General features: G+C 68.6%; 21 protein-coding genes. 14 read left to right on the forward strand and 7 right to left on the reverse strand.

Features of this window, described 5'->3' with window-relative positions; all coding sequences use genetic code 11:
- Positions 1-133: 133 nt before the first annotated feature.
- From ON759_RS11765 to ON759_RS11775, 3 genes are read right to left on the reverse strand one after another with little or no spacing between them, the layout of a single operon-like run.
- Positions 134-1,063, reverse strand: a complete 930-nt coding sequence (locus ON759_RS11765; RefSeq protein ID WP_271680585.1) for a hypothetical protein — start codon at positions 1,061-1,063, stop codon at positions 134-136.
- 3 nt (positions 1,064-1,066) lie between these two features.
- Positions 1,067-2,137 carry a DUF262 domain-containing protein gene (locus tag ON759_RS11770; RefSeq protein WP_271680586.1) on the reverse strand — a complete coding sequence of 357 codons (1,071 nt, stop codon included), beginning with the start codon at positions 2,135-2,137 and terminating at the stop codon, positions 1,067-1,069.
- A gap of 33 nt (positions 2,138-2,170) precedes the next feature.
- The gene (locus ON759_RS11775) at positions 2,171-5,854 is read right to left on the reverse strand and encodes a methylmalonyl-CoA mutase family protein (RefSeq protein ID WP_271680587.1); all 3,684 of its coding nucleotides are present in this window, start codon (positions 5,852-5,854) and stop codon (positions 2,171-2,173) included.
- A gap of 84 nt (positions 5,855-5,938) precedes the next feature.
- Here ON759_RS11775 and ON759_RS11780 point away from each other — a divergent pair, with 84 nt between their 5' ends.
- The 3 genes from ON759_RS11780 (at position 5,939) to ON759_RS11790 (ending at position 9,438) form a co-directional block, all read left to right on the forward strand.
- Positions 5,939-6,778: a ChaN family lipoprotein gene (locus tag ON759_RS11780; RefSeq protein ID WP_271680588.1), complete on the forward strand. Its 840-nt coding sequence runs from the start codon at positions 5,939-5,941 to the stop codon at positions 6,776-6,778.
- Between the two features lie 143 nt (positions 6,779-6,921).
- A complete protein-coding gene (locus ON759_RS11785; protein WP_271680589.1) occupies positions 6,922-8,022 on the forward strand; it encodes a Glu/Leu/Phe/Val dehydrogenase dimerization domain-containing protein in 1,101 nt (366 codons plus the stop codon).
- Between the two features lie 258 nt (positions 8,023-8,280).
- Positions 8,281-9,438 (forward strand): isovaleryl-CoA dehydrogenase, encoded by a 1,158-nt coding sequence (locus ON759_RS11790; protein WP_271680590.1) that lies wholly within the window; start codon positions 8,281-8,283, stop codon positions 9,436-9,438.
- An 84-nt stretch (positions 9,439-9,522) separates the two neighbouring features.
- Here the strand turns inward: ON759_RS11790 and ON759_RS11795 are convergent, their stop codons facing one another.
- Positions 9,523-12,459 (reverse strand): S8 family serine peptidase, encoded by a 2,937-nt coding sequence (locus tag ON759_RS11795; protein ID WP_271680591.1) that lies wholly within the window; start codon positions 12,457-12,459, stop codon positions 9,523-9,525.
- A gap of 211 nt (positions 12,460-12,670) precedes the next feature.
- Between ON759_RS11795 and ON759_RS11800 the strand changes: the two genes are divergently transcribed.
- From ON759_RS11800 to ON759_RS11825, 6 genes are all read left to right on the forward strand, one after another.
- Positions 12,671-13,846 (forward strand): acetyl-CoA C-acyltransferase, encoded by a 1,176-nt coding sequence (locus ON759_RS11800; protein WP_271680592.1) that lies wholly within the window; start codon positions 12,671-12,673, stop codon positions 13,844-13,846.
- A gap of 121 nt (positions 13,847-13,967) precedes the next feature.
- Entirely contained in the window at positions 13,968-14,318 is a 351-nt protein-coding gene (locus ON759_RS11805; protein WP_271680593.1) for a hypothetical protein, read from the forward strand.
- Positions 14,319-14,539: 221 nt separating this feature from the next.
- Positions 14,540-14,899, forward strand: coding sequence for a hypothetical protein (locus ON759_RS11810; protein ID WP_271680594.1), 360 nt, complete (start codon positions 14,540-14,542; stop codon positions 14,897-14,899).
- A gap of 125 nt (positions 14,900-15,024) precedes the next feature.
- The gene (locus ON759_RS11815; RefSeq protein WP_271680595.1) at positions 15,025-16,635 is read left to right on the forward strand and encodes a carboxyl transferase domain-containing protein; all 1,611 of its coding nucleotides are present in this window, start codon (positions 15,025-15,027) and stop codon (positions 16,633-16,635) included.
- Positions 16,636-16,744: 109 nt separating this feature from the next.
- The gene (locus ON759_RS11820) at positions 16,745-17,230 is read left to right on the forward strand and encodes a bactofilin family protein (protein ID WP_345780551.1); all 486 of its coding nucleotides are present in this window, start codon (positions 16,745-16,747) and stop codon (positions 17,228-17,230) included.
- Positions 17,227-17,586, forward strand: coding sequence for a hypothetical protein (locus ON759_RS11825; RefSeq protein ID WP_271680596.1), 360 nt, complete (start codon positions 17,227-17,229; stop codon positions 17,584-17,586). Before ON759_RS11820 ends, ON759_RS11825 begins: the two co-directional genes overlap by 4 nt.
- 10 nt (positions 17,587-17,596) lie before the next feature.
- On the opposite strand, the gene ON759_RS11830 is transcribed toward ON759_RS11825, so the two are convergent.
- Genes ON759_RS11830 through ON759_RS11840 form a run of 3 tightly spaced genes read right to left on the reverse strand, consistent with a single transcriptional unit; the run spans position 17,597 to position 19,934 of the window.
- On the reverse strand, positions 17,597-17,830 hold the full coding sequence (locus ON759_RS11830) for a DUF6587 family protein (RefSeq protein ID WP_271680597.1): 234 nt from the start codon (positions 17,828-17,830) through the stop codon (positions 17,597-17,599).
- Positions 17,827-19,689: a ferrous iron transporter B gene (feoB, locus tag ON759_RS11835; RefSeq protein ID WP_271680598.1), complete on the reverse strand. Its 1,863-nt coding sequence runs from the start codon at positions 19,687-19,689 to the stop codon at positions 17,827-17,829. The genes ON759_RS11830 and feoB overlap by 4 nt, the downstream gene beginning before the upstream one ends.
- Positions 19,686-19,934: a FeoA family protein gene (locus ON759_RS11840; protein WP_271680599.1), complete on the reverse strand. Its 249-nt coding sequence runs from the start codon at positions 19,932-19,934 to the stop codon at positions 19,686-19,688. Before ON759_RS11840 ends, feoB begins: the two co-directional genes overlap by 4 nt.
- 137 nt (positions 19,935-20,071) lie before the next feature.
- Between ON759_RS11840 and ON759_RS11845 the strand changes: the two genes are divergently transcribed.
- Genes ON759_RS11845 through ON759_RS11865 form a run of 5 tightly spaced genes read left to right on the forward strand, consistent with a single transcriptional unit; the run spans position 20,072 to position 26,819 of the window.
- Positions 20,072-20,857 (forward strand): enoyl-CoA hydratase-related protein, encoded by a 786-nt coding sequence (locus ON759_RS11845; protein WP_271680600.1) that lies wholly within the window; start codon positions 20,072-20,074, stop codon positions 20,855-20,857.
- A 13-nt stretch (positions 20,858-20,870) separates the two neighbouring features.
- A complete protein-coding gene (locus tag ON759_RS11850; protein WP_271680601.1) occupies positions 20,871-22,865 on the forward strand; it encodes an acetyl/propionyl/methylcrotonyl-CoA carboxylase subunit alpha in 1,995 nt (664 codons plus the stop codon).
- Between the two features lie 8 nt (positions 22,866-22,873).
- Positions 22,874-23,764 carry a hydroxymethylglutaryl-CoA lyase gene (locus tag ON759_RS11855; RefSeq protein ID WP_271680719.1) on the forward strand — a complete coding sequence of 297 codons (891 nt, stop codon included), beginning with the start codon at positions 22,874-22,876 and terminating at the stop codon, positions 23,762-23,764.
- Positions 23,761-26,319, forward strand: coding sequence for a sensor domain-containing protein (locus ON759_RS11860; RefSeq protein ID WP_271680602.1), 2,559 nt, complete (start codon positions 23,761-23,763; stop codon positions 26,317-26,319). Before ON759_RS11855 ends, ON759_RS11860 begins: the two co-directional genes overlap by 4 nt.
- The gene (locus ON759_RS11865) at positions 26,316-26,819 is read left to right on the forward strand and encodes a GNAT family N-acetyltransferase (protein WP_271680603.1); all 504 of its coding nucleotides are present in this window, start codon (positions 26,316-26,318) and stop codon (positions 26,817-26,819) included. The genes ON759_RS11860 and ON759_RS11865 overlap by 4 nt, the downstream gene beginning before the upstream one ends.
- Positions 26,820-26,868 lie beyond the last annotated feature (49 nt).

Below are 26,868 nucleotides of genomic sequence, written 5' to 3' on the forward strand. Positions count from 1 at the left end.
GGTGACCCGCCTCGCATCAGAAACACTGCGGAAGCCGGTGGACAGGTCAAGGCGATGCCTTCAGCCCGGATGCGGGAGATCTTTCTTCGTGCCTATTGACCACGGCGGCGAAATGGTGAGCCCTGTTTTCTGTTTACAACGCCGGGAAGTCCCACTTTTCAAGCTGTCCCGAGGGATTCAAATACGCAATGGCCGCGCCCGAAGCGATAGCCCTCGGATACGCAACGACCTCGATACCCGCTACATCGGGAGCTGTTGCCCTAGCGCGCCCAGACCCGAAAACGCGCTCCTTAAACCGCCCGCGCTCCTGATACAGCAAGTGGATCGGAATCTTCGCTGGATCAAGGACGCCACCTCCCAAATAGGATACGTCTCGCCGTCGAATTTGAAGCGCAGGCGCGGACAGAAGCACATCGAATCCGAACGCGATTGCCTTTGCTTCACGAACGTAGTTTTCAAGATCATTCAGCGGAGTAGTCGCGCCAGCAACATGCGCGGCCATGTGTCGACGCTTTGCCGCATTCTTGAAAGCCTCCATGAGAACCAAGCTTCCTAAACCAACCCTACTGGCAAGAAAACCAACCGCCTGCCATGGGCCTTGCACACGAAACGCACGGAGAATGTCCGCTACCTCATCCTCCGAGATGTTAGAACTTTTGTATCCAAAAGACAGTTCAGACAACTGAAACGGCATCGTTGTCGTGCTGGCCACAAATCCCGCGTGGTTCTGCACAAAGGAAATTTTGGCAGCATCGTCTGGTTCAAATTTCATGCGACTTTCTAGCGAACGAAGAAGGCCAAAAGTCGTGGCACTTCTCACCTTGTCCGGCAAAACCGAAAAAGGAACACCGCTAGCTGCAATATTGGCAAGAACCTCCCCAGATCGCTGCCGAATGAAATCTTCAAGGAATGCGAAGGAAGCGACTGCCAAACCATTCCTGAGAAGTCTTGCCTTCGCATTACGATCCGTCTCGTGCAACGCGCCATCTTGAACGGTCGCTTCGCCCAGAGTCTGCTCAAACGTTGCGAATCTCTGCAGGAAATCCTGCCTCGCGCGAGACATGGTTTATCGAACAACTTCGGATAAGAACTCGATAAATGCCGATACGCGAAATCTTATGGAACCGGCATTATTCGTAGCTCTAGTTACCGACTTTGCGAAGTCCTCATTCGCGAATAATTCCCGCGTCCCCTCAAGAATTTGATCGCGGCGTTGAACGGCAATTGCTCGCTCTTGGTCGTTCAACACAGAAACCGAGACCATTTGCGCGTCATACAAAGGTGAAATCATTTGATTTCGCCAGGTATTCGCGCCAAGCGGTCTTTCAAATGCATGAGTGCCCCATATGCTTTCGCAAGACTGAATTGCTGTCGTGAATGCTTCTTCGAACGCCTCAGCCTCGCCAGGACTGATGTTTCGATTGGCCCTCATAAATTCATCCATCTGGGTGGCCAGCGATCCACCCATGTTTCGCCACCAATTCAGAGTCGTTAAAAATCGCAACACATGCTCGACATCAGCCATGGCCATGAAGGCGGGCGATTTCGCACCCTCGATCTTCAGTTTTTCTCGAAGGAACTCATTCTCGGCCAAGCGTATTAGCAAGTCATTGAAGGGTCCGGAGTAAGCAACATTGCGCACCTCCTGTGGAAGGAGGCGATCGCCACCCGTGTTTAGGCGCAGAAAGACCTCGTACTTCAAGGTCGGATCGGATTGACGCAAAAGAGTTACAACGCGAAGAAACGGCCTTACTTTTAGCGTGTTTTGTAGCTCGAATGGCAAATCAGCGAACGATGCGCCATTAATTTCTGGGAAGCGCTCAAGGCCTCTAAGCTTTAGGCGTCCGCTCACAAAATCGTGAACTGCAGTTATCCGCTGTTTGCCATCGATTACCGAGTAATGGCCGTAGTCCTCCTCTGCAAGATATAGAGGAGGCACCGGAACGTTGAGCAAGAACGACTCGATGAGAAGTGATTGCTTCTCGGGACCCCAGCGTTCGCGCCGTTGATAGTGTGGGTTGAGGTCAATTGCTTGCGCAAACACCATTTCGGTGATTGACGCTAGGGACAAATCGGATGCTTGAACTACCAAGCTGTTCTGAGCGTCTCTAAAGCGCCCGATCACCTCACTTTTCATTCAAACCCCTTTGTCGTCAAAGACACAGCGAACTCACATATTCCGCCGATACTCCCCACCCACATCGTACAACGCATGGCTGATCTGCCCGAGGCTATGCGTCTTCACCGCCTCCATCAGACTCGCGAACACATTCCGCCTTTCCCGCGCCGTCGCCTGCAGTGAACGCAACCCCTCGCCGCTGCGCGGCGCCCCCTCTCCCGGCCTGCGGCCACCCTCTCCCACGGAGGGGAGAGGGAGAAGTACGGCGTTCCGGTTCGCCTGGAACGCGGCCACGTTCGCAATCTGCTGCCCCTTCTCCGCTTCCGTGGAGCGGATCAGCTCGATCTCGGTGACGATGTCGCCGCCGTGCTCCTTCGGCAGGAAGGTGTTGACGCCGACCAGCGGCAGGCTGCCGTCGTGCTTCTTGTGCTCGTAGTACAGGCTTTCTTCCTGGATCTTGCCGCGCTGGTACATGGTGTCCATCGCGCCGAGCACGCCGCCGCGCTCGCTGATCGCCTCGAACTCCTTGTACACCGCCTCTTCCACGATGTCGGTGAGCTTGTCCACGATGAAGCTGCCCTGCCACGGGTTCTCGCAGAAGTTCAGCCCCAGCTCCTTGTTGATGATCATCTGGATGGCCACCGCGCGCCGCACCGATTCCTCGGTGGGGGTGGTGATGGCCTCGTCGTAGGCGTTGGTGTGCAGGCTGTTGCAGTTGTCGAACAGCGCGTACAGGGCCTGCAGCGTGGTGCGGATGTCGTTGAACTGGATCTCCTGCGCGTGCAGGGAGCGGCCGCTGGTCTGGATGTGGTACTTCATCATCTGGCTGCGCGGGCTGGCGCCGTAGCGCTCGCGCATGGCGCGGGCCCAGATGCGGCGGGCCACGCGGCCGATCACGGTGTACTCCGGGTCCATGCCGTTGCTGAAGAAGAACGACAGGTTGGGCGCGAAGTCGTCGATCTTCATCCCGCGCGCCAGGTAGTACTCGACGATGGTGAAGCCGTTGCTCAGGGTGAAGGCGAGCTGGCTGATCGGGTTCGCCCCGGCCTCGGCGATGTGGTAGCCGGAGATGCTGACCGAGTAGAAGTTGCGGACCGCGTGGTCCACGAAGTACTGCTGGATGTCGCCCATCATGCGCAGGGCGAACTCGGTGCTGAAGATGCAGGTGTTCTGCGCCTGGTCTTCCTTGAGGATGTCCGCCTGCACGGTGCCGCGCACGGTGCGCAGGGTCTCGGCCTTGATCCGGACGTAGGTCTCGGCATCGACCACCTGGTCGCCGGTCACGCCCAGCAGGCCGAGGCCCAGGCCGTCGTTGCCGTCGGGCAGCGGGCCTTCGTATTCCGGGCGCTTGCGGCCTGCGAACAGCTTTTCGATGGTGTCGTGGGCGGCATCCCAGCGCGACTGGTCGGCGCGCAGGTACTTCTCCACTTGCTGGTCGATGGCGGTGTTCATGAACATCGCCAGGATGATCGGCGCGGGGCCGTTGATGGTCATCGACACGCTGGTGGTGGGCGCGCACAGGTCGAAGCCGGAGTACAGCTTCTTCATGTCGTCCAGCGTGGGCACGTTGACGCCGGAATTGCCGATCTTGCCGTAGATGTCCGGGCGCGGCGCCGGGTCCTCGCCGTACAGCGTCACGCTATCGAAGGCGGTGGACAGGCGCGCGGCGGGTTGGCCGAGCGAGAGGTAGTGGAAGCGGCGGTTGGTGCGCTCCGGGGTGCCCTCGCCCGCGAACATGCGGATCGGGTCCTCGCCGGTGCGCCGGTACGGGTACACGCCGCCGGTGTACGGGTAGGCGCCCGGCAGGTTCTCCTTCTGCAGGAACACCAGCAGCTCGCCCCAGCTCTTGTAGGTGGGCGCGGCGATCTTCGGGATCTGCTGGTGGCTCAGCGACTCGCGGTAGTTCTCGACGCGGATGGTCTTGTCGCGGACCTGGTACTCGTTGACCGGCTCGGTGATCGACTTCAGGCGGGCGGGCCACTCGCGCAGCAGCTTCAGCGCTTCGGCATCCAGCGACTGGAGGGCGTCGTTGTAGCGCTGGCGGAGGGTGAGGAGCGTGCGGTCGACCGCCGCCCCCTCTCCCGCCGCGCTGCGCGCGTCGACCTCTCCCGCGAGGGGAGAGGTGGGGTTAAAGCCCCTCTCCCCTTGCGGGAGAGGGGTTGGGGAGAGGGGTAGCAGCGCGTCAGCGCTGTAGAGATCCAGCGCCTTCGGCAGCGCGGCGTCGCCGAGTTCCTTCAGCGCCTCCCACAGCGACTGCGCGCGGTCGGCGATTTCGGCCTGCGATTCGATGCGGGCATTGATGCCGCGGCCCTGCTCGGCGATCTCCGCCAGGTAGCGGACGCGGTTGCCGGGGATGAGGACGGTGGCGCGGGGCTCCTTGAGGGAAACGGAAAGGGGGTCAGGTTCACTTTTCGAACCATTGCCCTCACCACTCCCACCATCAGTACCTGAAAAGTGAACCTGACCCCCTTTCTCGGCCCATTTCTCCTTCAGCAGGCGAACGAGGTTCACGAACATCCAGCTGATGCCGGGGTCGTTGAACTGGCTGGCGATGGTGGGATAGACCGGGACGTCCTCGTCCGGGGTCTGGAAGGCGACGCGGTTGCGCTTCCACTGCTTGCGCACGTCGCGCAGGGCGTCCTCGGCGCCGCGCTTGTCGAACTTGTTGAGCACCACCAGCTCGGCGTAGTCCAGCATGTCGATCTTCTCGAGCTGGCTGGGCGCGCCGAAGTCGCTGGTCATCACGTACATCGGGAAATCGACCAGGTCGACGATCTCCGAGTCGCTCTGGCCGATGCCGGCGGTCTCGACGATGACCAGGTCGTAGCCCAGCGACTTGAGGAAGGCGATGCAGTCCTTCAGCACCACGTTGGTCGCCATGTGCTGGCGGCGGGTGGCCATGGAGCGCATGAACACGCGCTTGGAGCGCAGCGAATTCATGCGGATGCGGTCGCCGAGCAGCGCGCCACCGGTGCGGCGACGGGTGGGATCGACGCTGATCACCGCAATGTGCATGTCCGGGAAACTGGACAGGAAGCGGTTGAGCAGCTCGTCGGTCACCGACGACTTGCCGGCGCCGCCGGTGCCGGTGATGCCGACGACCGGGGTCTTGCCGCCGGCCAGCTGCCATTGCTTGCGCAGGTGGGCGAGTTCCGGCTCGTCGAGCGCGGACTCCTCGATCGCCGAGAGCATGCGGCCGATCTCGATCTCGTTCGAAAGGGGGTCAGGTTCACTTTTGAGCGGGGTCGAAAAGTGAACCTGACCCCCTTTCGCTTGCTGGCGCGCGGCGGCGGCGCGGCGCACCACGTCCTCGATCATCGCCACCAGCCCCATGTGCATGCCGTCGTTGGGGTGGTAGATGCGCTCGACGCCGTAGGCCTCCAGCTCGCGGATCTCCTCCGGGGTGATGGTGCCGCCACCGCCCGCGAACACGCGGATGTGCGAGGCGTTGCGCTCCTTGAGCATGTCGACCATGTACTTCAGGTACTCGACGTGCCCGCCCTGGTAGGACGACAGCGCGATGCCGTCGGCGTCTTCCTGCAGCGCGGCGCGGACCACGTCCTCGACGCTGCGGTTGTGGCCCAGGTGGATGACCTCCGCGCCCTGCGCCTGGATCAGCCGGCGCATGATGTTGATCGCGGCGTCGTGGCCATCGAACAGGCTGGCGGCGGTGACGAAGCGCAGCGGGGTGGTCTCCGCCTGCGGCGCGGTGAGGTTGGCGGCCGGGGTGCTCATGGGTCGCGTCCACATGGTTTCAGGTGATACGGGATTGTAGCGCGCGGCCTTACCATGCCCGGACCGCTCCCGATGACACTGCCCATGCCGCCTCGCGCCCTGTTCGCCTGCCTCCCGCTCGCCCTCGCCCTGTCCGCCTGCCAGCATGCCGCGACGACGCCCGCGTCGGCCGTGGCCACGGCGTCCGCGCCGCGCGTGTTGCTGCTCGGCGAGGTCCACGACAGCGCCGCCGGCCATGCCGCGCGTGCCGCGCTGCTGCGCAAGGAAGTGGAAGCCGGCTGGCGCCCCGCCATCGCGATGGAGCAGTTCGACACCGGCCAGCAGCCGCTGCTGGACGCGGCGATGCGCGACTGCGCGACCGCCGACTGCGTGGTCGACAAGGTGGTGACCGGCAAGTCCAGCTGGACCTGGCACTTCTACAAGCCGGTGATCGCGCTGGCGCTGGAGTACAAGCTGCCGCTGCTGGCCGCCAACCTGTCGCGGACCGATGCATCGAAGGTGGTCAAGGACGGGTTCGCGGCCTCGCTGCCGGCGGACGTCATCGCCCGCTACGGACTGGACGTGCTTCCCGCCGACGTGATGGGGCCGCAGGAGACCGAAGTCCGCGACAGCCATTGCGGTGCGCTGCCGGAACCGATGGTGGCGCCGATGGCGAGGGCGCAAATCGCCCGCGACGTGGTGATGGCGCTGACCATGCAGGCGCATGCGCAGCGCGGGGTGGTGCTGATCGCCGGCAACGGCCACGTGCGCAAGGACATCGCGGTGCCGTACTGGCTGCGCCGCGACGGCCTGGCCCCACGCGCCGTGGGCTTCCTCGAGCCGGCCTCCGACGCCGCCGCGTTCGACGCGGTCGAGCGCATCCCGGCCACCGAGCGCCCGGATCCCTGCGCCGGCTTCAAGGCGCCGACGCCGCCGAAGGGCTGAAGCGCCGTACCCGGGCGTATTCAGGACCCCGACGGGGGATGGACTAGAATGCGCGCCCCGGCCGGGGCCGGGCACTGTCGCATCCACCCCACCAACCGCGAACCACGCCGCCCACCGCGGCTGTCTTCGCTGGAGCTTCCGCAATGATCTTCGAGACCCTGGACACCTACGGCCACGAGCAGGTCGTGTTCTGCCACAACAAGGACGCAGGCCTGAAGGCGATCATCGCCATCCACAACACCGTGCTGGGTCCTGCCCTCGGCGGCACCCGCATGTGGCCGTACAAGAGCGAGGCGGAAGCCCTCAACGACGTGCTGCGGCTGAGCCGCGGCATGACCTACAAGAACGCGGTCGCCGGCCTGAACCTGGGCGGCGGCAAGGCGGTGATCATCGGCGACCCAGCCAGCGACAAGTCCGAGGCGCTGTTCCGCGCCTTCGGCCACTTCGTGGAGTCGCTGGGCGGCCGCTACATCACCGCCGAGGACGTCGGCATCGACGTCAACGACATGGAATACGTGTACCGCGAAACCGAGTTCGTCACCGGCGTGCACCAGGTGCACGGCGGCTCCGGCGATCCCTCGCCGTTCACCGCCTACGGCACCCTGCAGGGGCTGATGGCCACCCTCAGCAAGAAGTTCGGCGACGAGGAAGTCGGCAAGTATTCCTACGCGGTGCAGGGCCTGGGCCACGTCGGCATGGAGTTCGTGAAGCTGCTGAAGGAGCGCGGCGCCAGGATCTTCGTGACCGACATCAACCAGAAGCTGGTGGCGAAGGCGGTCGACGAGTACGGCGCAGAGGCGGTGGGCCTGGACGAGATCTACGACGTCCCCGCCGACGTGTACTCGCCGTGCGCGCTGGGCGGCACCGTCAACGAGCAGACCCTGCCGCGCCTCAAGGCCAAGGTCATCTGCGGCGCCGCCAACAACCAGCTGGCCAACAACGCGATCGGCGACGAAGTGGCCAAGCGCGGCATCCTGTATGCGCCGGACTACGCGGTGAACGCGGGCGGCGTGATGAACGTGTCGCTGGAGATCGACGGCTACAACCGCGAGCGCGCGATGCGGATGATGCGCACGATCTACCACAACCTCGGCCGCATCTACGAGATCGCCGACCGCGACGGCATCCCGACCTACATGGCGGCCGACCGCCTGGCCGAGGAGCGCATCGAGAAGATCGGCAAGCTCAAGCTGCCGATGGGCCGCGGCACGCCGCGCTTCCAGGGGCGGATCCGCGGGCATTGATCCACTGCTGCGCAGTGGATCACCCACGCTTTGCGGTGCAAAGCGCGGGCCCCGTGCGCAGGACCCCCACAACCCCCGCCGCTGTCGCGGCGCCCCCCTTGACTCAAGGGGGCTGGGCAACCCTTCGTACTGGAACATCCGACTGTCACGCCCGGCTTGCCGGGCGTTTTCGTTGCGTGGGGGCGGTGGGCGATGGCGGCTGGTTACAATTGCAACCTTCGGCCCGTGCGTGCGGGCCCCCGATTCCCAGAGGCCCCCATGCGTCCATTCCCCCTCGGCGAAGACCTCGATGCGCTGCGCGACGCGGTTCGCCGCTTCGCCGAAGCCGAGATCGCGCCGCGCGCGGCCGAGGTCGACGAAGCCAACTGGTTCCCGCAGGAGCTGTGGCCGAAGCTCGGCGAGATGGGCCTGCTGGGCATGACCGTGCCCGGCGAGTACGGCGGCAGCGAGATGGGTTTCCTCGCGCACCTGGTGGCGATGGAGGAGATCAGCCGCGCCTCGGGGTCGATCGGCCTCAGCTACGGCGCGCATTCCAACCTCTGCGTCTCCAACCTGTACGCCAACGGCAACGCCGCGCAGCGCGCGAAGTACCTGCCGAAGCTGTGCAGCGGCGAGTGGAAGGGCGCGCTGGCGATGAGCGAGCCCGGCGCGGGCTCCGACGTGGTCGGCTCGATGAGCTGCCGCGCCGAGCTCCGCGACGGCAAGTGGATCGCCAACGGCAACAAGATGTGGATCACCAACGGCCCCGAGGCCGACGTCCTCATCGTCTACATGCGCACCGCCGGCAAGGAGGCGGGCAGCAAGTGCATGACCGCCTTCCTGGTCGAACGCGGCATGCGCGGCTTCTCCACCGCGCAGAAGCTGGACAAGCTGGGCATGCGCGGCAGCAACACCTGCGAGCTGGTGTTCGAGGACTGCGAGATCCCGCCGGAGAACGTGCTCGGCGAGGTCAACAACGGCGTCAAGGTGCTGATGTCCGGCCTCAACACCGAGCGGCTGGTGCTCACCGGCGGCCCGCTCGGCATCATGCAGGCGGCGATGGACATCACCCTGCCCTACGTGCGCGAACGCCGGCAGTTCGACGAGCCGATCGGCACCTTCGGGATCATGCAGGCCAAGGTCGCCGACATGTACACCGCGCTGCAGTCCGCGCGCGCGTTCGCCTACCAGGTGGCGCGCGACTACGACGCCGGCCACAAGAGCCGCATCGACGCGGCATCGTGCCTGCTGCATGCCTCCGAAGCCGCGGTGCAGGTGGCGCTGGAGGCGATCCAGTCGCTCGGCGGCAACGGCTACATCAACGAATACCCGACCGGCCGCCTGCTGCGCGACGCCAAGCTCTACGCGATCGGCGCCGGCACCAACGAGATCCGGCGCATGCTGATCGGCCGCGAGCTGTTCAACGGCAACAGCTGAACCGCGTCGCGGGGCCAGGAACGACAACGCCGCCCGAGGGCGGCGTTGTCGCATGCGGGCCAAGCGCCCGCGTACCGGCCTGGCTCAGAACCGGAACTGCGCCTGCAGCGCGGCCATGGTGCTGCTGCCGACGTCGCTCTGGCGACGGCTGAGGTCGAAACGGAACACCGTGTGCGCCGACGGCATCGCCGACAGCCCCACCCCGAGCAGGCGGCTGTCTTGGGCCAGGCCGATGCCCTGCAGCGGCGACCACTGCTCCAGCCCGGTGAAGCTCGCCTCGAACAGCTCGCCGCGCGCGGCGAGGGTCTGCTGCCATTCGGCGCGCGCATCCGCCGCAAGCAGCAGGCCGCCGACCCGCCAGCCGCGGCTGGCGCGCAGGCCGGCGAAGCCCTGCCAGCGCTGGCTATCCCAAGCCTGGGCGCGCAGGCCGAAGCCGGTCTGGCCCTGCTCGGCGAAGCCGTCGTTGCGGACCTGCACGAACTGGGTGCCGACATAGGGCACCAGGCTGGCGCCGGCGACGTCGAAGCGACGCCCGGCCTCGACGAAGGCGCTGTCGTAGCGGCCGGAGACCTCGGTGGCGACCGCGTCGCGCAGCGCGCCGAGCAACAGGTTGCGCTGCAATTGCCGGTCGAAGCTGCCGGTGGTCAGCTGCGCCTGCCCGTACCAGTCGCCCTGCCAGGCCGCGGCGTACAGCTGCAGTTCGCGCTGCATGCCGCGGCTGCGGTCGCCGAACGCGGAGAGCCAGCTGGACTGGAACTGCTTGTTCATCGCGATGCCGACCACCGCGTCGCGGCCCACCCGCCAGTCGTTGCCGACCAGCTCGCCGCTGCTTTCGGTGCCGATCCCGTCGAAGCCGGCCTGCGCCAGCGTGCCGCTGCGGGTCAGGTCGCGATACCAGCCACCGGCTGCATCGCGGCTGCGCGACAGGCCGTCGATGCGGCCGTTGAGCGCGCGGCGCCCGGCATCGATCGCATCCAGGGTCATCGCGGTGGACGCGGCATGCAGGCCGCCGGACAGGCTGCGCAGCGACCAGTCCGCGTTCTCGATGCTGGACGCCTGCTGCAAGGCACCGGCGGCATCGAGGAAGCGGGCGCCGACGGTGACCGGCAAGGCGCCGGCCAGCTGGCGGTCGATCGCCTGCATCGCCGACTCCACCCGCTGCGCAGAGGCCTGCGTCGACAGCGACAGGCCCATCCCGGCCACCGCCTTGCTCACGTCGATGCGGTTGATGTTGAGGAAGACGTTGTTGGGGTCGTAGCCGAGGGTCGCGTCGAGGAACACGTTCGGTGCGGCCTTGAGCGACGCAAAAGTGCCGCTCACGCTGCCGGTCGCGTTGAGCAGGGTTTCCTTCGACGCGGTGGTGTACCCGCTGCGCACGCCGAGGATCGACATCTGCCCGCCGACGGTGGCGGTTCCGGTGACCTTCAGTGTGCTGCCCAGCCATACGCCGAGGTTGCCGGTGGACGACTGGATGAAGTTGCCGGCGATCGTGGCCGGCGTGCTGGCCCCGTTGAAGAACGCGCCGCGGTTGTCGACATTGCCGCCGAAGGCGCCGCTGGCCCATACCGTGGCGCCGCTGGCGACGGTGAGGTCGGACTTGAGGCCCTTGCGGATGTCGAGGCCGCCCGCATCGACCCGCGTCGCGCCGGTGAAGCTGGCCGCCTCGGCCAGGGTCAGGATGCCGCTACCGGCCTTGACCAGGCCGCCGCTGCCGATGATCGGGTTGCGCCACACCGAGTTGCCGGTGAAGGACACGCTGAAGTCGCCCCAGGCGAAGTTGCTCGGCCCGTTCGCGGCCTTGGTCACGTCCAGCAGGCCCCAGCCGAAGACGGCGTCCACGCCGGGCGCGCCGAGGTCCTTGGCGCCGCCCAGGATCAATTGGCGCACCTGGTCATTGCTGAGGTAGGGGAAGGCGGACCACACCACCGCCGCTGCACCCGAGACCAATGGCGCAGCGTACGAGGTGCCACCGCCCTGATAGAGGATGCTGTTGGCCTGGGTGGTCGCGTCGGGATCGATGAACACGACATTGCCGGGTGCGACCAGGCAATAGTTCATTGCGATGCCGCATTGCTGCGAGTAGCTGGTGAGTCGGGTCGGATTCGCGGGATCCAGCGCGCCGACGGTGAGCCAGCCCCGCTCGAGGACGGGATCGTTGGCGATCGAAGGCAGCGCGGCGTTGTCGGAGGGATTGCCTGCGTAGCGAGGGTCGTCGCCGCTGTTGCCGTTAGCGAATACCACGATGCCGCCCCGCCCGACCACGAACTGCTTCCAGGCATCCGCTAGTTCGACGCTCAACAGTGGATCGTTCCAGTACAGCCCGCCCCAGGAATTGTTGATGACCTTGGCCCCGGCATCGGCCAGCTCGCCGTTGATCGCCGCGAAGAACTCGCCGTAGCCCTCGCCGGCGCGGATCTCGTTGCCCTCGCCGGACCCGTCATCCACCGGCGGCGCATCGCTGATGATGCGGGAGGAGACTACGGTGGCCGCCTGCGCGATGCCGCCGCCCCACAGATCGCTGCCGCCAGCGTTGTAGACGCCCACAGCCGGCGCACCGGCTGCGAGGGATGCAACGGTGGTGCCGTGGCCCACCTTGTCGTCGACGCTGGTGTCGTTGGGGGGCGACGAGACATGGATGAAGTTGCGCGTCACCCGACCGCTGAGGGTGGGATGGCTGCGATTCACCCCCGAATCGACGAAGCCGATGGTCACACCCTGTCCCTTCAAGCCCGCACCCAGTGCCCCACCGGCGTTGGTCAGCGACAGGTGGCGATTGAGGTTGGCCGCGCTCCAGCTGACCGCGGCACCCTGGGTCGGTATCGAGGGCGGATTGACTTGGGACAGGGTGGTGTCGGTGGCCACCGTCGGGGTGAAGCCCGGGCCGCTGGGGGTGACCGGAGGCGGCGTCGGCCGCACGTTGCCGCCTCCCCCGCCGCCACCGCATGCGGCAAGCGCCAAGGCAATGGCGGTGGGCAGGAGCGCGGTCAGGACCGGGCGGCGGTGGAAAAAGTGCGTCGTCATGTGGAGGGCTTCCCTGGCCAGCGGCGGCGCGACCCCCTTGGCCCGCCCTGCCGCGAGGCACCGTTGTATGTCGCCGCTGCCCTCTTGGCAACGCCGGAAACCTGAATCGGCGGGGTTTGCCGCAGCGCAGCAGACGGCCCGGATTCGCGCCATAATCGGGCCATCGGGCGCCGGATCCGCCGGGGCCCATCGCACGCTGCACGGAGCCCCCATGAGCGAGATCGTCATCGTCGGTGCCAAGCGCACCGCCATCGGTTCCTTCCTCGGCCAGTTCACCGGCGTTCCCACCCCGACCCTCGGCAGCGCCGCGATCTCCGCTGCGCTGGCGGAATCTGGGCTGGCCGCCGAGCAGGTCGACGAGGTCATCATGGGCTGCGTGCTCCCGGCCGGCCTCGGCCAGGCGCCCGCCCGCCAGGCCTCGCGCGGTGCCGGCATCCCCGATGCCGCGGGCTGCACCACCATCAACAAGGTCTGCGGCTCCGGCATGAAGGCGGTGATGCTGGCCCATGACCTGGTCAAGGCCGGCTCGGCGACGGTCGTGGTGGCCGGCGGCATGGAGTCGATGACCAATGCCCCGCACTTGCTCAACGGCTCGCGCACCGGCATCCGCTACGGCAGCGCCGAGTTCCTCGACCACATGTCGTATGACGGCCTGACCAACCCCTACGACGGCAAGGCGATGGGCGTGTTCGGCGATGCCGCCTGCGCCAAGTACGGCTACGACCGCGCGGCGGTGGATGCGTTCTCCGCCGAAAGCGCCCGCCGTGCCCAGGCCGCGCAGGCCGATGGCGCCTTCGCCGCCGAGATTGCCCCGGTGACCGTCAAGACCCGCAAGGGCGAGGTCGTCGTCGACAAGGACGAGGAACCCGGCAAGATCGATGTCTCGCGTATCCCCGAGCTGCGCCCGGCGTTCGGCAAGGAAGGCGTGCTGACCGCGGCCTCCTCGTCCAAGATCTCGGACGGCGCCGCCGCACTGGTGGTGACCACCGCCGAGGCTGCGGCCGCCGCCGGCGCGACCCCGATCGCCCGCATCGTCGCCCACGCAGGCCACGCGCAGGCCCCGGAATGGTTCACCACCGCCCCGGTCGCGGCGATCCGCAACGTCCTCGACAAGGCCGGCTGGACCGTCGCCGACGTCGATCTGTTCGAGGTGAACGAGGCCTTCGCCTGCGTCGCCATGGCGCCGATGACCGACCTCGGCATCCCCGCCGACAAGCTGAACGTCCACGGCGGCGCTTTGGCCCTGGGCCATCCGATTGGCGCCTCCGGGGCGCGCCTGATCGTTACTTTGCTGAATGCGCTCAAGGCCCGCGGCGGCCGGCGCGGGGTCGCCTCGCTGTGCATCGGCGGCGGCGAAGCCACCGCCATCGCCCTGGAACTTGCGTGAACCTATTCAGCTAAATTGGAAAAAAGCCCAACAACCGCTTGACACGCGACAAGGGCTTGTCATCATGTTACCGGCGCGCACTTGCGCGTTCTTAAAAACCACACGACGAGGAATCCGTATCATGTCGATCAACAAGATCCTGCTGGCGATGGCGCTGGGCCTGGCCCTGACCGCTTGCAGCAACAAGGAGCAGGCTGCCGACGCCGCCGCTGACGCGACCGCCGCTTCCGCTGACGCCCAGGCCGCTGCCGACCAGGCTGCTGCTGCCGGCGACACCGCCGCTGCCGACGCCGCCCAGGCTGCCGCCGACACCGCCGCCACCGCTGCTGACGCCGCTGCCACCTCGGCCGACGCTGCTGCCGCGACCGGTGCGGACGCCGCTGCCGACGCCGCCGAGAACGCTGCCGACGCTGCCGGCCAGGCTGCCGACGCTGCCAAGGACGCCGCCGAAGCTGCGACCGAGAAGAAGTAATCCGACCGGGGCCACGCGCCCTTCAGGATTGCTGTAAGATTGAAGGAGCCGTCGGTACGCCGACGGCTTTTTCATGTCCCCTCCACGGGGCTCGTTGTAAACCGCTGTCCACGCAGTACGCAGTCAGTGAACGACCCGCCGGCCCGTGCCGGATCGCTAAGCGCACTGGCGTTGCCTGATCCAACCACGCGTCATTTCAGACAACTCCTCAGGAGAGACCCATGAACACCAAGCTCTACGTGCTCCTCGCCGCTGGCGTCCTCGCTCTGTCGGCCTGCAAGAACGAAACCGCTGCTGCCCAGAACGAAGCCGCCGAAGCCGCCACCGCCGCCGACCAGGCCGGTGCCGCTGCCGCCGACGCCGCCGCTGCCGCGGGCGACGCCGCCCAGCAGGGCGCCGAAGCCGCTGCCGCCGCCACCGGCGAAGCCGTTGCCGAAACCGCCGCCAACGTCGAGCAGGCCACCGACGCCGCTGCCAGCGCCGCTGCCGAGGCGACCGCCGACGCCGCCCAGGCGACCGCCGATGCTGCGCAGAACGTCGCCGACAAGGCCGACGCCGCTGCCGCCGAAGCCAAGAAGTAATTCCGGCTCGCGATGCACCGGGAAGGCCCGCTTCGGCGGGCCTTTCTTTTTTGCGCCACGCCACGCGCGCAGCGCTGCCAGCCGCAGCGGGTATCCTTGCGGTTTGCCATCGCCAGGCCCGCCGCATGCCCGCGCTGACCACGCAACTCGACCCGCGCTCGCAGGACTTCCTCGACAACGCAGCCTTCCACCGCGAACTCGTTGCCGAGCTCGACCGGCGGCTGGCCCGTGCGGCCGACGGCGGCGGCGAGAAAGCCCGCGCCAAGCACGTCGAGCGCGGCAAGCTGCTGCCGCGCGAACGCATCGATGCCCTGCTCGATCCCGGCTCGCCGTTCCTGGAGATTGCGCCGCTGGCCGCCGAGGGCATGTACGACGACGCCGCGCCGGCCGCCGGCATGGTCTGCGGCATCGGCCGGGTGATGGGCCAGGAAGTCGTGATCGTCGCCAACGACGCCACCGTCAAGGGCGGCACCTACTTCCCGATGACGGTAAAGAAGCACCTGCGCGCGCAGGAAGTGGCGCGCGAGAACCGCCTGCCCTGCGTCTACCTGGTCGATTCTGGCGGCGCCTTCCTGCCGCTGCAGGACGAGGTGTTCCCGGACAAGGAGCACTTCGGCCGGATCTTCTACAACCAGGCGCGGCTCTCCGCCGAGAACATCCCGCAGGTCGCCGTGGTGATGGGCAGCTGCACCGCCGGCGGCGCCTACGTGCCGGCGATGTGCGACGAGTCGGTGATCGTCAAGGAACAGGGCACGATCTTCCTCGGCGGCCCGCCGCTGGTGAAGGCCGCCACCGGCGAAGTGGTGGACGCCGAGACGCTGGGCGGTGCCGACGTCCACACCAGCATCTCCGGCGTGGCCGACCACTTCGCCGAGGACGACCGCCACGCGCTGGAGATCGCGCGTGGCATCGTCGGTTCGCTCAACCGCAAGAAGGTCGTGCCGGTGGCCACGCAACCCGCGCGCGAGCCGCTGTTCCCGGCCGAGGAGCTCTACGGCATCGTGCCGAAGGATGCGCGCCGCCCGTTCGACATCCGCGAGGTGATCGCGCGCATCGCCGACGGCAGCGAGCTGCAGGAATTCAAGGCGCGCTACGGCAAGACCCTGGTCACCGGCTTCGCCCACCTGCATGGCTACCCGGTCGGCATCGTCGCCAACAACGGCATCCTGTTCGCCGAGAGCGCGCTGAAGGGCGCGCACTTCATCGAGCTGTGCAACCAGCGCGGCATCCCGCTGGTGTTCCTGCAGAACATCACCGGCTTCATGGTCGGCAAGAAGTACGAGCAGGCCGGCATCGCCAGGGACGGCGCCAAGATGGTGACCGCGGTGGCGTGCAGCCATGTGCCCAAGTTCACCGTGGTGATCGGCGGCAGCTTCGGCGCAGGCAACTACGCCATGTGCGGCCGCGCCTACGGCGCCCGCTTCCTGTGGATGTGGCCGAACGCGCGCATCAGCGTGATGGGCGGCGAGCAGGCGGCCAGCGTGCTGGCCACGGTGAAGCGCGACGGCATCGAGGCGCGCGGCGGCGCGTGGACGCCCGACGAGGAAGACGCGTTCAAGGCGCCGATCCGCCAGCAGTACGAGGACCAGGGCAATCCCTACTACGCCACCGCACGACTGTGGGACGACGGCATCATCGACCCGGCCGACACCCGTCGCGTGCTCGGGCTGGGGCTGTCGGCATCGCTCAACGCACCGATCGAGGACCGCACGCGCTTCGGCGTGTTCAGGATGTGACGCGCTTCGCGGTCGGCGCCGGGCACGGGCCGCGAGACGCATTCATGCGGGAATTTCGCACACGACGGTGCTAGCCTCGGGTGTTCTTCACCCCAAGGAACCCACGTCCATGGCCATCTGGAAAGATCCGGTCCAACCCCCGAAGCCCGCCGAACCCGTGCGCTTCGATGCACCACCGCCCGCCGCCGATCCTGTCCACGCCCAGTCGCCGGTGCGTGCGGTCGACAGCGCCGCCCGCGAATCGGTGATCGCCGCCGACCTGCAGATCGAGGGCAAGATCGAAGGCAGCGGCCACGTCCGCATCGCCGGCAAGTTCAAGGGCGACGTCAAGGTGCAGGGCAACCTCACCATCGAACAGGGGGCGAAGGTGTCCGGCGGCGTGATCGCGCACAAAGTCACCCTGGCCGGCGAACTCGAAGGCAACATCGCCTCCGCGCAGCAGGTCGAACTGCAGCAGAGCGGCGTGATCAACGGCGACCTCAAGGCCGGTTCGCTGACCGTCGCCGCCGGCTCGCGCATCCGCGGCCACGTCGAATGCGGCTGGGACAAGGAGGCCAAGGCCGCGGCCAAGCCGGAGACCGGCGCCGCCGCATGAGCGCCATGCGCCCGGGCGAGACGGGTGCCACCCGCACCTGCCCGCACTGCAAGTCGACGATCCTCGAAAGCGCGGCGGTATGCCCGGCGTGCCGCGGCCACCTGCGCTTCGATGCGCCGGCCGTGGACGCCGCGCAGCGCTTCGTGCCTTTGCGTGTGGAAGGCACGGTGGGGGCGCAGGAGGAAGGCGCGTTCGAGTACACCCTGGTCGTGGTGGTCCGCAATGAACGCGGCGAGGAAATCGGTCGGCATGTCGCGGCCGTCGGTGCGGTGTTCCCGGGCGAGGCACGCAGTTTCGAGGTGAGCGTCGAAGCCACGCGCGCGCCACCTGGCAGCAAGCGGCGCCTTAGGCATTGAGGGACGGCGCTCAGCCGCAGCTGTCGCAACCGCCGCAGTCCTTGCCGGTCGTCGTCGGTGCCGGCGCCAGCCAACGACCGAGCGCGCGCATCCAACCCGGCCGTCCCGCACGCAGCAACGGCAACGCCAGCGCCACCCGCAGGCGGCGCGTGGTGCCCGGGAAACGCTTGTGCAGGACCACCAGCACGCTTGCCGTGGCCGCGAGCGCGACCACCGCGTACTGCAGCAGCAGCCCGGCGCTCATCCCAGGCCCATCGCCAGCGCGATGCGGTAGGCGACGAACGCCACCAGGTAGGCCAGGCCGAACAGATAGCCGGTCGCGAACGCGGTCTGCTTCCACGAATGGGTCTCGCGGCGGATCGTGGCCAGCGTGGAGATGCACTGCGGCGCGTAGATGAACCACGCCAGCAGCGCGATCCCGGTCGCGACCGACCAATCCTGCGCGATCATCCCGCGCAGCACGTCGCTGGCCGCGTCGTCGTTGGCGGCCGCCACCGCGTAGACGGTAGCCAGCGAGGACACCATCACCTCGCGCGCGGCCATGGTCGGGATCAGCGCGATGCTGATCCGCCAGTCGAAGCCGAGTGGCTCGAACAGCACCGCCAGCGCGCGGCCGATGCGGCCCGCGAGGGTGTCCTCGATGCCGACCCCGGCCGGCACGTTGAGCAGCACCCACAACAGGATGGTCAGGGCAAGGATGATGCCGCCCACCCGCTTGAGGAAGATCAGCGCGCGCTCCCACAGGCCGATGGCGACGTCGCGCAGGTGCGGCAGGCGGTACGACGGCAGCTCCAGCAGCAGCGGATGCTCGCCGCGGTCGCGGCGCCAGCGCTTCATCACCCACGCGACGGCCAGCGCGCTGAGGATCGCCGCAACGTACAGGGAGAACAGCACGAGCCCCTGCAGGTTGAACCAGCCCACCGCGCGCTGCGGGATGAACGCCCCGATCAGCAGCGCGTACACCGGCAGGCGCGCCGAACAGGTCATCAGCGGCGCGACCAGGATGGTGGCGAGGCGATCGCGCGGATCCTGGATGGAGCGCGTGGACATGATCCCCGGCACCGCGCAGGCGAAGCTCGACAGCAGCGGGATGAAGCTGCGGCCGGACAGCCCCGCGGCGGCCATGCCGCGATCGAGCAGGAAGGCGGCGCGCGGCAGGTAGCCGGATTCCTCCAGCGCGAGGATGAAGGCGAACAGGATCAGGATCTGCGGCAGGAACACCACCACCCCGCCGAGCCCGGCGATCACGCCATCCACCAGCAAGCCGCGCAACGGGCCCTCGGGCAGGGTCGCGCCGACGGTGGCGCCGAGCCAGCCCGTGGCCGCCTCGATCGCGTCCATCAGCGGCGTCGCCCAGGCGTACACCGCCTGGAACACCAGGAACATCACCAGGGCCAGCGCCAGCAGGCCGAACACCGGGTGCAGCAGCCAGCGATCCAGCGCGTCGTCGACCGCCGCGGTACGGCGCGGCATCGCCACCGCCAACGCGAGCAGGCGTCGGGTTTCTGCATGCAGCGCGGCGCCCGGGTCGACACCGGGGTCGCCGGTGCCGGGCAACGCCTGGCGCGGTTGCTGGGCGGCATCGCCGATCGCATCGAGCTGCGCCAGCAGGTCGCGCGCGCCGTCGCGACGGACCGCCACGGTTTCCACCACCGGCACGCCGAGCTCGCGGGCAAGCGTGTCGACATCGATCTCGATGCCGCGGCGGCGGGCGGCATCCATCATGTTGAGCGCGACCACCATCGGGCGACCCAGCCCGCGCACCTCGAGCACGAAGCGCAGGTGCAGGCGCAGGTTGGTGGCATCGACCACGCAGACCAGCAGGTCCGGCGCCGGTTCGCCCGGGTAGAAGCCGCGGATCAGGTCGCGGGTCACCGCCTCGTCGAGGCTGGCCGCGTTGAGGCTGTAGGCGCCCGGCAGGTCGAGCACCGCCACCGGCCTGCCGCCGGGCGTGCGCAGGCGCCCTTCCTTGCGCTCGACGGTCACGCCGGCGTAGTTCGCGACTTTCTGCCGGCTGCCGGTCAGCAGGTTGAACAGCGCGGTCTTGCCGCAATTGGGATTGCCGACCAGGGCGACCCGCGCGAGCTCGGAGGCCGCGTTCATGCAGCCCCTGCCGGCGCGCGCAGGCGGACGCGCGCGGCCTCGGCGCGGCGCAGGGCGAAGCGGGTGAAGCCGATCTGCACCAGCAGCGGTTCCGCGCCCACCGGCCCGGCCGCCACCACTTCGACCTGTTCGCCCGCGACGAAGCCGAGTTCGCGCAGGCGCTGCGCGATGCCGTCGTTGGGCGTCTGGTCGAGCACCGCGTCGACCAAGGCCGGGGTTCGGCGCGGGAGTTGCACGAGGGTCATGCCGGTCACGGTGGGCGCACGACAAATGGGAATTGTTCTCATTCTATCATCGCGCGGGCCCGCTGCATTGACCGAGCGCAAGCCAACCGCCCCTCGCCCGCCCGCTATCATGCGAGGCCCGCCGACCGGATCCCGCCATGCCGCCGTCCCTGGAAACGAGGCTCGAAGGCGCGGTGGCGCGCCTGCGCCTCACCCGCCCCGCCGTGCACAACGCCTTCGACGCCGGCCTGATCGCCGACCTCACCGCGGCGCTGCAGGCGATCGCGGCCGATCCCGGGGTGCGCGTACTGGTGCTGGAGGCGGAGGGTGCCTCGTTCTCCGCCGGCGCCGACCTGAACTGGATGCGCGGGATGGCCGCCGCCAGCGAAGCCGACAACCGCGAGGACAGCCTCGCCCTCGCCCGCCTGATGCGCACCCTGGATACGCTGCCCAAGCCGACCATCGCCCGCGTCCAAGGGGCGGCGTTCGGCGGCGGCGTGGGCCTGGTCGCCTGCTGCGACATCGCCATCGGCGTGCCGGCCGCGACCTTCGGCCTGACCGAATCGAAGCTCGGGCTGCTGCCCGCGGTGATCTCGCCCTACGTCATCGCCGCGATCGGCGCGCGCAACGCCCGCCGCTACTTCGCCACCGCCGAGCTGTTCGATGCCGCCGAAGCCCTGCGCATCGGCCTGCTGCACCAGGTCGTCGCGCCCGACCAGCTCGACGCCGCGGTGCAGCGCCAGGTCGACCTGTTGCTGAAGGCCGGGCCGGTCGCAAGCGCCAGCGCGAAGACGCTGGTCCGCGATGTCGTCGCCCATGCCGACGGCGCCCGCCACGATGCCGACAACGCCGCCCTGATCGCCCGCCTGCGGGTCTCGCCCGAGGGGCAGGAAGGCCTGTCCGCCTTCCTCGACAAGCGCAAGCCCGCGTGGATCGCCGAATGAGAGCCGACGCCTGATGTTCGACACCCTGCTCATCGCCAACCGCGGCGAGATCGCCTGCCGGGTGATCCGCACCGCCCGCCGCCTCGGCATCCGCACCATCGCCGTGTTCTCCGAGGCCGATGCCGACGCGCAGCACGTGCGCCTGGCCGACGAGGCGCATTGCATCGGCGGCCCGCGCCCGCAGGACAGCTACCTGCGCGGCGACGCGATCCTCGAGGTGGCGACGCGCACCGGCGCGCAGGCGATCCATCCGGGCTACGGCTTCCTGTCCGAGAACGCCGACTTCGCAGACGCGGTGCTGGCCGCCGGGATCGCCTTCGTCGGGCCGTCGGGCGCCTCGATGCGCAAGATGGGCAGCAAGGCCGGCGCCAAGGACCTGATGGCCGCGGCCGGGGTGCCCGTGGTGCCCGGTTACACCGGCGAGGACCAGTCGCCGGATGTGCTCCAGCGCGAGGCCGACCGCATCGGCTACCCGCTGATGATCAAGGCCGCGCACGGCGGCGGCGGCAAGGGCATGCGCATCGTGCGCAGCGCCGGCGAGTTCGCCGCCAACCTGCAGAGCTGCCAGCGCGAGGCCGCCAACGCCTTCGGCCGCGACCGCGTGCTGCTGGAGCGCTACATCGAGCATCCCCGCCACATCGAGATCCAGGTGTTCGGCGACGCGCACGGCCGCGCGATCCACCTCGGTGAACGCGAATGCTCGGCGCAGCGCCGCTACCAGAAGGTGCTGGAGGAATCGCCCTCGCCCTTCCTCACCCCGGCGCTGCGCGCGGCGATGGGTGCGGCGGCGGTGCAGGCCGCGCACGCGATCGACTACGCCAATGCCGGCACGGTGGAATTCATCGTGGGCCAGGACGGCGGCTTCTACTTCATGGAGATCAACACCCGGCTGCAGGTCGAGCATCCGGTCACCGAGGAAGTCACCGGGCTGGACCTGGTCGAGTGGCAGCTGCGGATCGCCGCCGGCGAGCCCTTGCCGCTGGCGCAGGACGAGGTAGTGCAGCGCGGCCACGCGATCGAGGTGCGGCTGTACGCCGAAGACCCGGATGCCGGCTTCCTGCCCGGCTCCGGCACGCTCGGGACGCTGCGCCTGCCCGCGCCGTCGCGGCATGTCCGCGTGGACGCCGGCGTGGTCGAGGGCGACACGGTGACGATCTTCTACGACCCGATGATCGCCAAGCTGATCGTGTGGGACGAGGACCGTCCGCGCGCGCTCGCCCGCCTGCGCGAGGCGCTGGCCGACTGCGAGATCGACGGGCCGAAGTCGAACATCGGCTTCCTCGAGCGGCTGGTGCGGCATCCCGCGGTCACCGGCGGCAGCATCGACACCGGCTACCTGGACCGCCACCTCGACGAATTCCTCGCCCCCGCGCAGGCGCAGGCCTCGCTGCTGCTGGCCGCGGCAACCGTCGCACTGCTGGCGGCCGAAGCCGATGCAAGCGAGCGCGCCCGCGGCAGCGACGACCCGACCTCGCCGTGGGCGTCCGCGGACGGCTGGCGGCTGGGCCACGCGGGTGCGCGGCGGCTGGCGTTCGCGCACGCGGGCCGGCGGATCGAGCTGGTCGCGCATGGGCATGGCGGCGACTACCGGCTGGACCTCGACGATGCCTCGCACGCGATCGCCGGGGCACGCTGGCGGGACGGCGTGCTCAGCGCCCGCATCGACGGTGCGATGCAGCGCTTCGCCGCGCGCGTCGATGGCGACACGGTGCTGGTCCACGACGGCAACGCGCGGCTGCGCCTCGCGTCGGAGCCGGTGTATCGTCGCGGGGATGCGGAAGGCGGCGCGGCGGAACATCGGCTGCGCGCGCCGATGCCGGGCCGGGTGGTGCTGGTGCAGGCCGCCGCCGGCGACGCGGTCCAGGGCGGAGACGTGGTGCTGGTGATCGAGGCGATGAAGATGGAACTGGCGCTCAAGGCCCCGCGCGACGGCGTGGTCGCCGAGGTGCGCGTGGCGGTCGGCGAGTTCGTCGAGGCCGACGCCATCCTGGCCGCGCTGGAGCCCTGAGCATGGCGATGCCGGCCGAGGTGCGCATCGTCGAAGTGGGCCCGCGCGACGGCCTGCAGAACGAGCGCGTGGACATCGGCACCGCGGCCAAGGTCGAACTGGTCGACCGACTCTCGCGGACCGGCCTGCGCAGCATCGAAGCCACCGCCTTCGTCAGCCCGAAGTGGGTGCCGCAGATGGCCGACGCCACCGAGGTGCTGGCCGGCATCCAGCGCATGGCGGGCATCGCCTATCCGGTGCTGGTGCCGAACGAACAGGGCTACGCACGCGCGCGCGACGCCGGTGCCGACGAGGTGGCGGTGTTCACCGCTGCGTCGGAGGCCTTCAACCTGCGCAATACCAACGCCAGCATCGCGCAGTCGCTGGAACGCTTCGCTCCGGTGCTGGAGCGTGCCCGCGCCGATGGCGTGCGGGTGCGCGGCTACGTCTCGACCGTGCTCGGCTGCCCCTACCAGGGCGAGGTACCGCTGGCCGACGTGGTCCGGGTCGCGCGTTCGCTGCACGCGATGGGCTGCTACGAGATCTCGCTGGGCGACACCATCGGCGTGGGCACGCCGGCGAAGGCGCGCGCGATGCTGCAGGCGGTCGCCAGCGAGGTGCCGATGGCGGCGCTCGCCATCCATTTCCACGACACCTACGGACAGGCCCTCGCCAACGTGCTGGCCTGCCTCGAGGACGGCGTGGCTGTCGTCGACAGCGCGGTCTCGGGTGCCGGCGGCTGCCCGTACGCGAAGGGCGCCAGCGGCAACGTCGCCAGCGAGGACGTGGTGTACATGCTGCACGGGCTGGGCATCCGCACCGGGGTGGACCTGCCCCTGCTGGCCGAGACCGGGCGCTGGCTTGCCGGCCTGCTGGGCCGCGAGACCGGCAGCAAGGTCGGGCGGGCGCTCGCCGCATGAGCACCGAGGCGCCCTCGGGGAGCGGGACGATCCAGCGGATCGACCAGACCCTGGCGGCGCTCGAGCAGGCCAGCTGCGATCCCGAATTCCCGCAGCATTGCCTCGGGATGATGGACGACGTGCGCGCCGCGCTGCTGCAGGCGCGCGAGGCGATCGCCGCCGAGCACGACAAGTACCGCGCGCTGTTCGACGCGGTGCCCGACCCGGTCAGCATCATCGCCCGCGACGGCACCGTGCTGGACCTGAACCGCGCGGGCATGCAGGCCTACAACCGCCCGCGCGAGGACATCGTCGGCAAGCCGATCGAGGTGCTCAACCCGGACCTGCCGCGCGACCACCTGGCGCCGGTGCTGGAGACCCTGGACCGGGGCGGCACCTACGTCATCGAAGTCACCAACATGCGAGCGGACGGGACCCGCTTCCCGGTCGAGGTGCATTCGGCGAACCTCGCCTACGACGGGCGCGACGCGATCGTCGCGGTGGCGCGCGACCTCAGCAAGCGGCAGGAAGCGGAAGTCCGCTACCGCGAGCTGATGGAGTCGATCGACAAGGGCATCATCATCCAGGACGCGCAGGGCCGCTTCGTGTACGGCAACCCGGCGGCGATGCGCATCCTCGGCCTGCGCTCGGGCGAGTCGCTGGCGGAGGCGATGGGCAACGGCCGCTGGAAGGTGCTGCACGAGAGCGGCCACGAGATGGCCTACGACGACTTCCCCACCGTGCGCGCGCTGCGCGGCGGCCGCATCGTCGAAAGCACGGTGATCGGCCTGTACCACCTGATGCGCCGCCAACTGCTGTGGCTGGCGGTCACGGCGGTGCCGCAGTACGCACCGGGCAGCGACCGCCCCGGGCAGATCCTGTCGCTGTTCAGCGACGTCACCGAGCTCAAGCGCGACGGCGCCTGGTTCGATCGCGCGCAGGCGCTGGCGCGCATCGGCGGCTGGCAGTGGGACCGCGGCACCGACGAGTTCTACCTGACCGAGGAAGCGGTGCGCATCCTCGGCGCGAGTTCGCCGCCGGAAGACATCGCCGGCTTCCTGGCCTGCCTGCGCGAGGGCGACCGCCAACGCGTGCGGAACCTGCTGTCCGAAGTCGACAGCGGCACCGGCTTCGAACTTGAACTGCAGGGCGCGCAAGCCGATGGCGCGCCGTTCTGGATCCGCCTGATCGGCGAGTCCGAATCCGAGGGCCATGCCGCCGACGTGCTCACCGGCACCCTGCAGGACATCACCGACCGCAAGCGCGCGGAAGAGACGCTGCGGGTGCAGGCGCAGACCGATGCGCTGACCGGCCTGATGAACCGCGACGCGATCCTCGCCCAGCTCGACGCGCGGCTCGCCGACCCCGCGAAACACCGCGTCGCCCTGCTCTACATCGACCTCGACCGCTTCAAGATCGTGAATGACGTGCTCGGCCACGGCGCCGGCGACCAATTGCTGGTCGCGGCGGCCCAGCGGATGCGCGAGGCGGTCGGCAGCGAAGGCCTGGTCGCGCGCTTCGGCGGCGACGAATTCGTGGTGGTCTGCCCGACGGCGGACGATGGCGAGCGTCCGAAGCGGCTGGCGCGGCGGATCCAGGAAGCCTTCGACCCGCCCTTCCGGCTGGACGGCGACGAGTTCAACGTCACCACCAGCATCGGCATCGCCCAGGCGCCCACCGATGGCACGGCGTCGCAACAGCTGATCCAGAGCGCGGACCTGGCGATGTACGACAGCAAGCGCCGGCACCGCAACGGCTGGCAGGCGTTCTCGCCGGAGCTCGCCGCGCGCCAGAACGAGCGCCTGCAGACCGAGACCCAACTGCGCCGGGCGCTGGACAACCGCGAGTTCCACCTGGTCTACCAGCCGCAAGTGGACCTGCGTTCCGGGCGCATCCTCTACGCCGAGGCGCTGGTGCGCTGGCACAACCCCCAGCTGGGGGAAATGCGACCCGACCGCTTCATCGAGCTGGCCGAAACCACCGGGGACATCATCCGCATCGGCAACTGGGTGTTGCGCGAAGCATGCGACCAGATGCGCCGCTGGCGCGAGCAGTCGCTGCCGATCCATCGCGTCGCCATCAACGTGTCCTACCGCCAGTTCACCGGCGACAATCTGGGCGAGAGTGTGCGCCTGGCCCTGGCCGAGGCCGGACTGCCCGGCTCGGCGCTGGAGCTCGAGCTGACCGAACGCGTGCTGGTCGACGACACCGCCGATACGCTGCATGTCTTCGACCAGCTGCGCAAGCTGGGCGTCCAGCTGTCGATCGACGACTTCGGCGAGGGCTACAGCGCGCTCAACTACCTGCGCCGGCTGCCGATCCACTCGCTGAAGCTCAGCCAGTCCTTCCTCGCCGGCGTCCCGCGCAAGCCGTCGGACGTGGCGATCTGCCAGGCAGTAGCCGGCATCGCCAACAGCCTGGGCCTGGGCATCGTCGCCGAGGGCGTCGAGACCGAGGCGCAACGGGACTTCCTGCTGCGCCTTGGCGTCCGCATCGGACAGGGGTTCCTGTTCGCGCCGGGCCTGCTGCCCGGGCAGTTCGCCAAGCGCGTGGCCGCACAGCAGGAGCAGGCATGACCCTGCCCGCCGGATGTGCGCTGCGCCCGATCACGGCGGAGGACGATGTGGCGATGGCGACGGTGATCCGCACGGTCATGCCGGAGTTCGGCGCCTGCGGCGACGGCTTTGCGATCAACGATCCCGAGGTGGACTGGATGAGCCGCGCCTATGCGGCGCCGCGGCATGGGTACTTCGTGCTGGTGCGCGATGGCCGCGTGCTCGGCGGCGCCGGCGTCGCGCCGCTGGCCGGCGGCGATGCCGGCACCTGCGAATTGCGCAAGATGTATTTCCTGCCCGAGGCGCGCGGGCTCGGTGCCGGGACGGCGATGATGGCGCGCTGCCTGGACGCCGCGCGCGCCTTCGGCTTCCGCCAGTGCTACCTGGAAACCCTGACCGGCATGGACGCGGCGATGCGGCTGTACGAACGCAGCGGCTTCCGTCGCATCGCCTCATCGATGGGCGCCACCGGTCACGGCGGCTGCAACCGCTTCTACCTGCTGGAACTTGCCCTGGCGTAGTCCGCACCCGGCCGCCACCGGGGGCTGCTTGCGGGTCACTGCGAAGGTC

It is taken from the genome of Thermomonas mangrovi (assembly GCF_028201335.1).
Lineage (GTDB): Bacteria > Pseudomonadota > Gammaproteobacteria > Xanthomonadales > Xanthomonadaceae > Thermomonas > Thermomonas mangrovi.

Coding starts and splice junctions, on each gene's coding strand:
- ON759_RS11765 (WP_271680585.1), bottom strand. CDS start 1,063: ATGTCTCGCGCGAGGCAGGATTTCCTGCAGAGATTCGCAACGTTTGAG.
- ON759_RS11770 (WP_271680586.1), bottom strand. CDS start 2,137: ATGAAAAGTGAGGTGATCGGGCGCTTTAGAGACGCTCAGAACAGCTTG.
- ON759_RS11775 (WP_271680587.1), bottom strand. CDS start 5,854: ATGAGCACCCCGGCCGCCAACCTCACCGCGCCGCAGGCGGAGACCACC.
- ON759_RS11780 (WP_271680588.1), top strand. CDS start 5,939: ATGCCGCCTCGCGCCCTGTTCGCCTGCCTCCCGCTCGCCCTCGCCCTG.
- ON759_RS11785 (WP_271680589.1), top strand. CDS start 6,922: ATGATCTTCGAGACCCTGGACACCTACGGCCACGAGCAGGTCGTGTTC.
- ON759_RS11790 (WP_271680590.1), top strand. CDS start 8,281: ATGCGTCCATTCCCCCTCGGCGAAGACCTCGATGCGCTGCGCGACGCG.
- ON759_RS11795 (WP_271680591.1), bottom strand. CDS start 12,459: ATGACGACGCACTTTTTCCACCGCCGCCCGGTCCTGACCGCGCTCCTG.
- ON759_RS11800 (WP_271680592.1), top strand. CDS start 12,671: ATGAGCGAGATCGTCATCGTCGGTGCCAAGCGCACCGCCATCGGTTCC.
- ON759_RS11805 (WP_271680593.1), top strand. CDS start 13,968: ATGTCGATCAACAAGATCCTGCTGGCGATGGCGCTGGGCCTGGCCCTG.
- ON759_RS11810 (WP_271680594.1), top strand. CDS start 14,540: ATGAACACCAAGCTCTACGTGCTCCTCGCCGCTGGCGTCCTCGCTCTG.
- ON759_RS11815 (WP_271680595.1), top strand. CDS start 15,025: ATGCCCGCGCTGACCACGCAACTCGACCCGCGCTCGCAGGACTTCCTC.
- ON759_RS11820 (WP_345780551.1), top strand. CDS start 16,745: ATGGCCATCTGGAAAGATCCGGTCCAACCCCCGAAGCCCGCCGAACCC.
- ON759_RS11825 (WP_271680596.1), top strand. CDS start 17,227: ATGAGCGCCATGCGCCCGGGCGAGACGGGTGCCACCCGCACCTGCCCG.
- ON759_RS11830 (WP_271680597.1), bottom strand. CDS start 17,830: ATGAGCGCCGGGCTGCTGCTGCAGTACGCGGTGGTCGCGCTCGCGGCC.
- feoB (WP_271680598.1), bottom strand. CDS start 19,689: ATGAACGCGGCCTCCGAGCTCGCGCGGGTCGCCCTGGTCGGCAATCCC.
- ON759_RS11840 (WP_271680599.1), bottom strand. CDS start 19,934: ATGACCCTCGTGCAACTCCCGCGCCGAACCCCGGCCTTGGTCGACGCG.
- ON759_RS11845 (WP_271680600.1), top strand. CDS start 20,072: ATGCCGCCGTCCCTGGAAACGAGGCTCGAAGGCGCGGTGGCGCGCCTG.
- ON759_RS11850 (WP_271680601.1), top strand. CDS start 20,871: ATGTTCGACACCCTGCTCATCGCCAACCGCGGCGAGATCGCCTGCCGG.
- ON759_RS11855 (WP_271680719.1), top strand. CDS start 22,874: ATGCCGGCCGAGGTGCGCATCGTCGAAGTGGGCCCGCGCGACGGCCTG.
- ON759_RS11860 (WP_271680602.1), top strand. CDS start 23,761: ATGAGCACCGAGGCGCCCTCGGGGAGCGGGACGATCCAGCGGATCGAC.
- ON759_RS11865 (WP_271680603.1), top strand. CDS start 26,316: ATGACCCTGCCCGCCGGATGTGCGCTGCGCCCGATCACGGCGGAGGAC.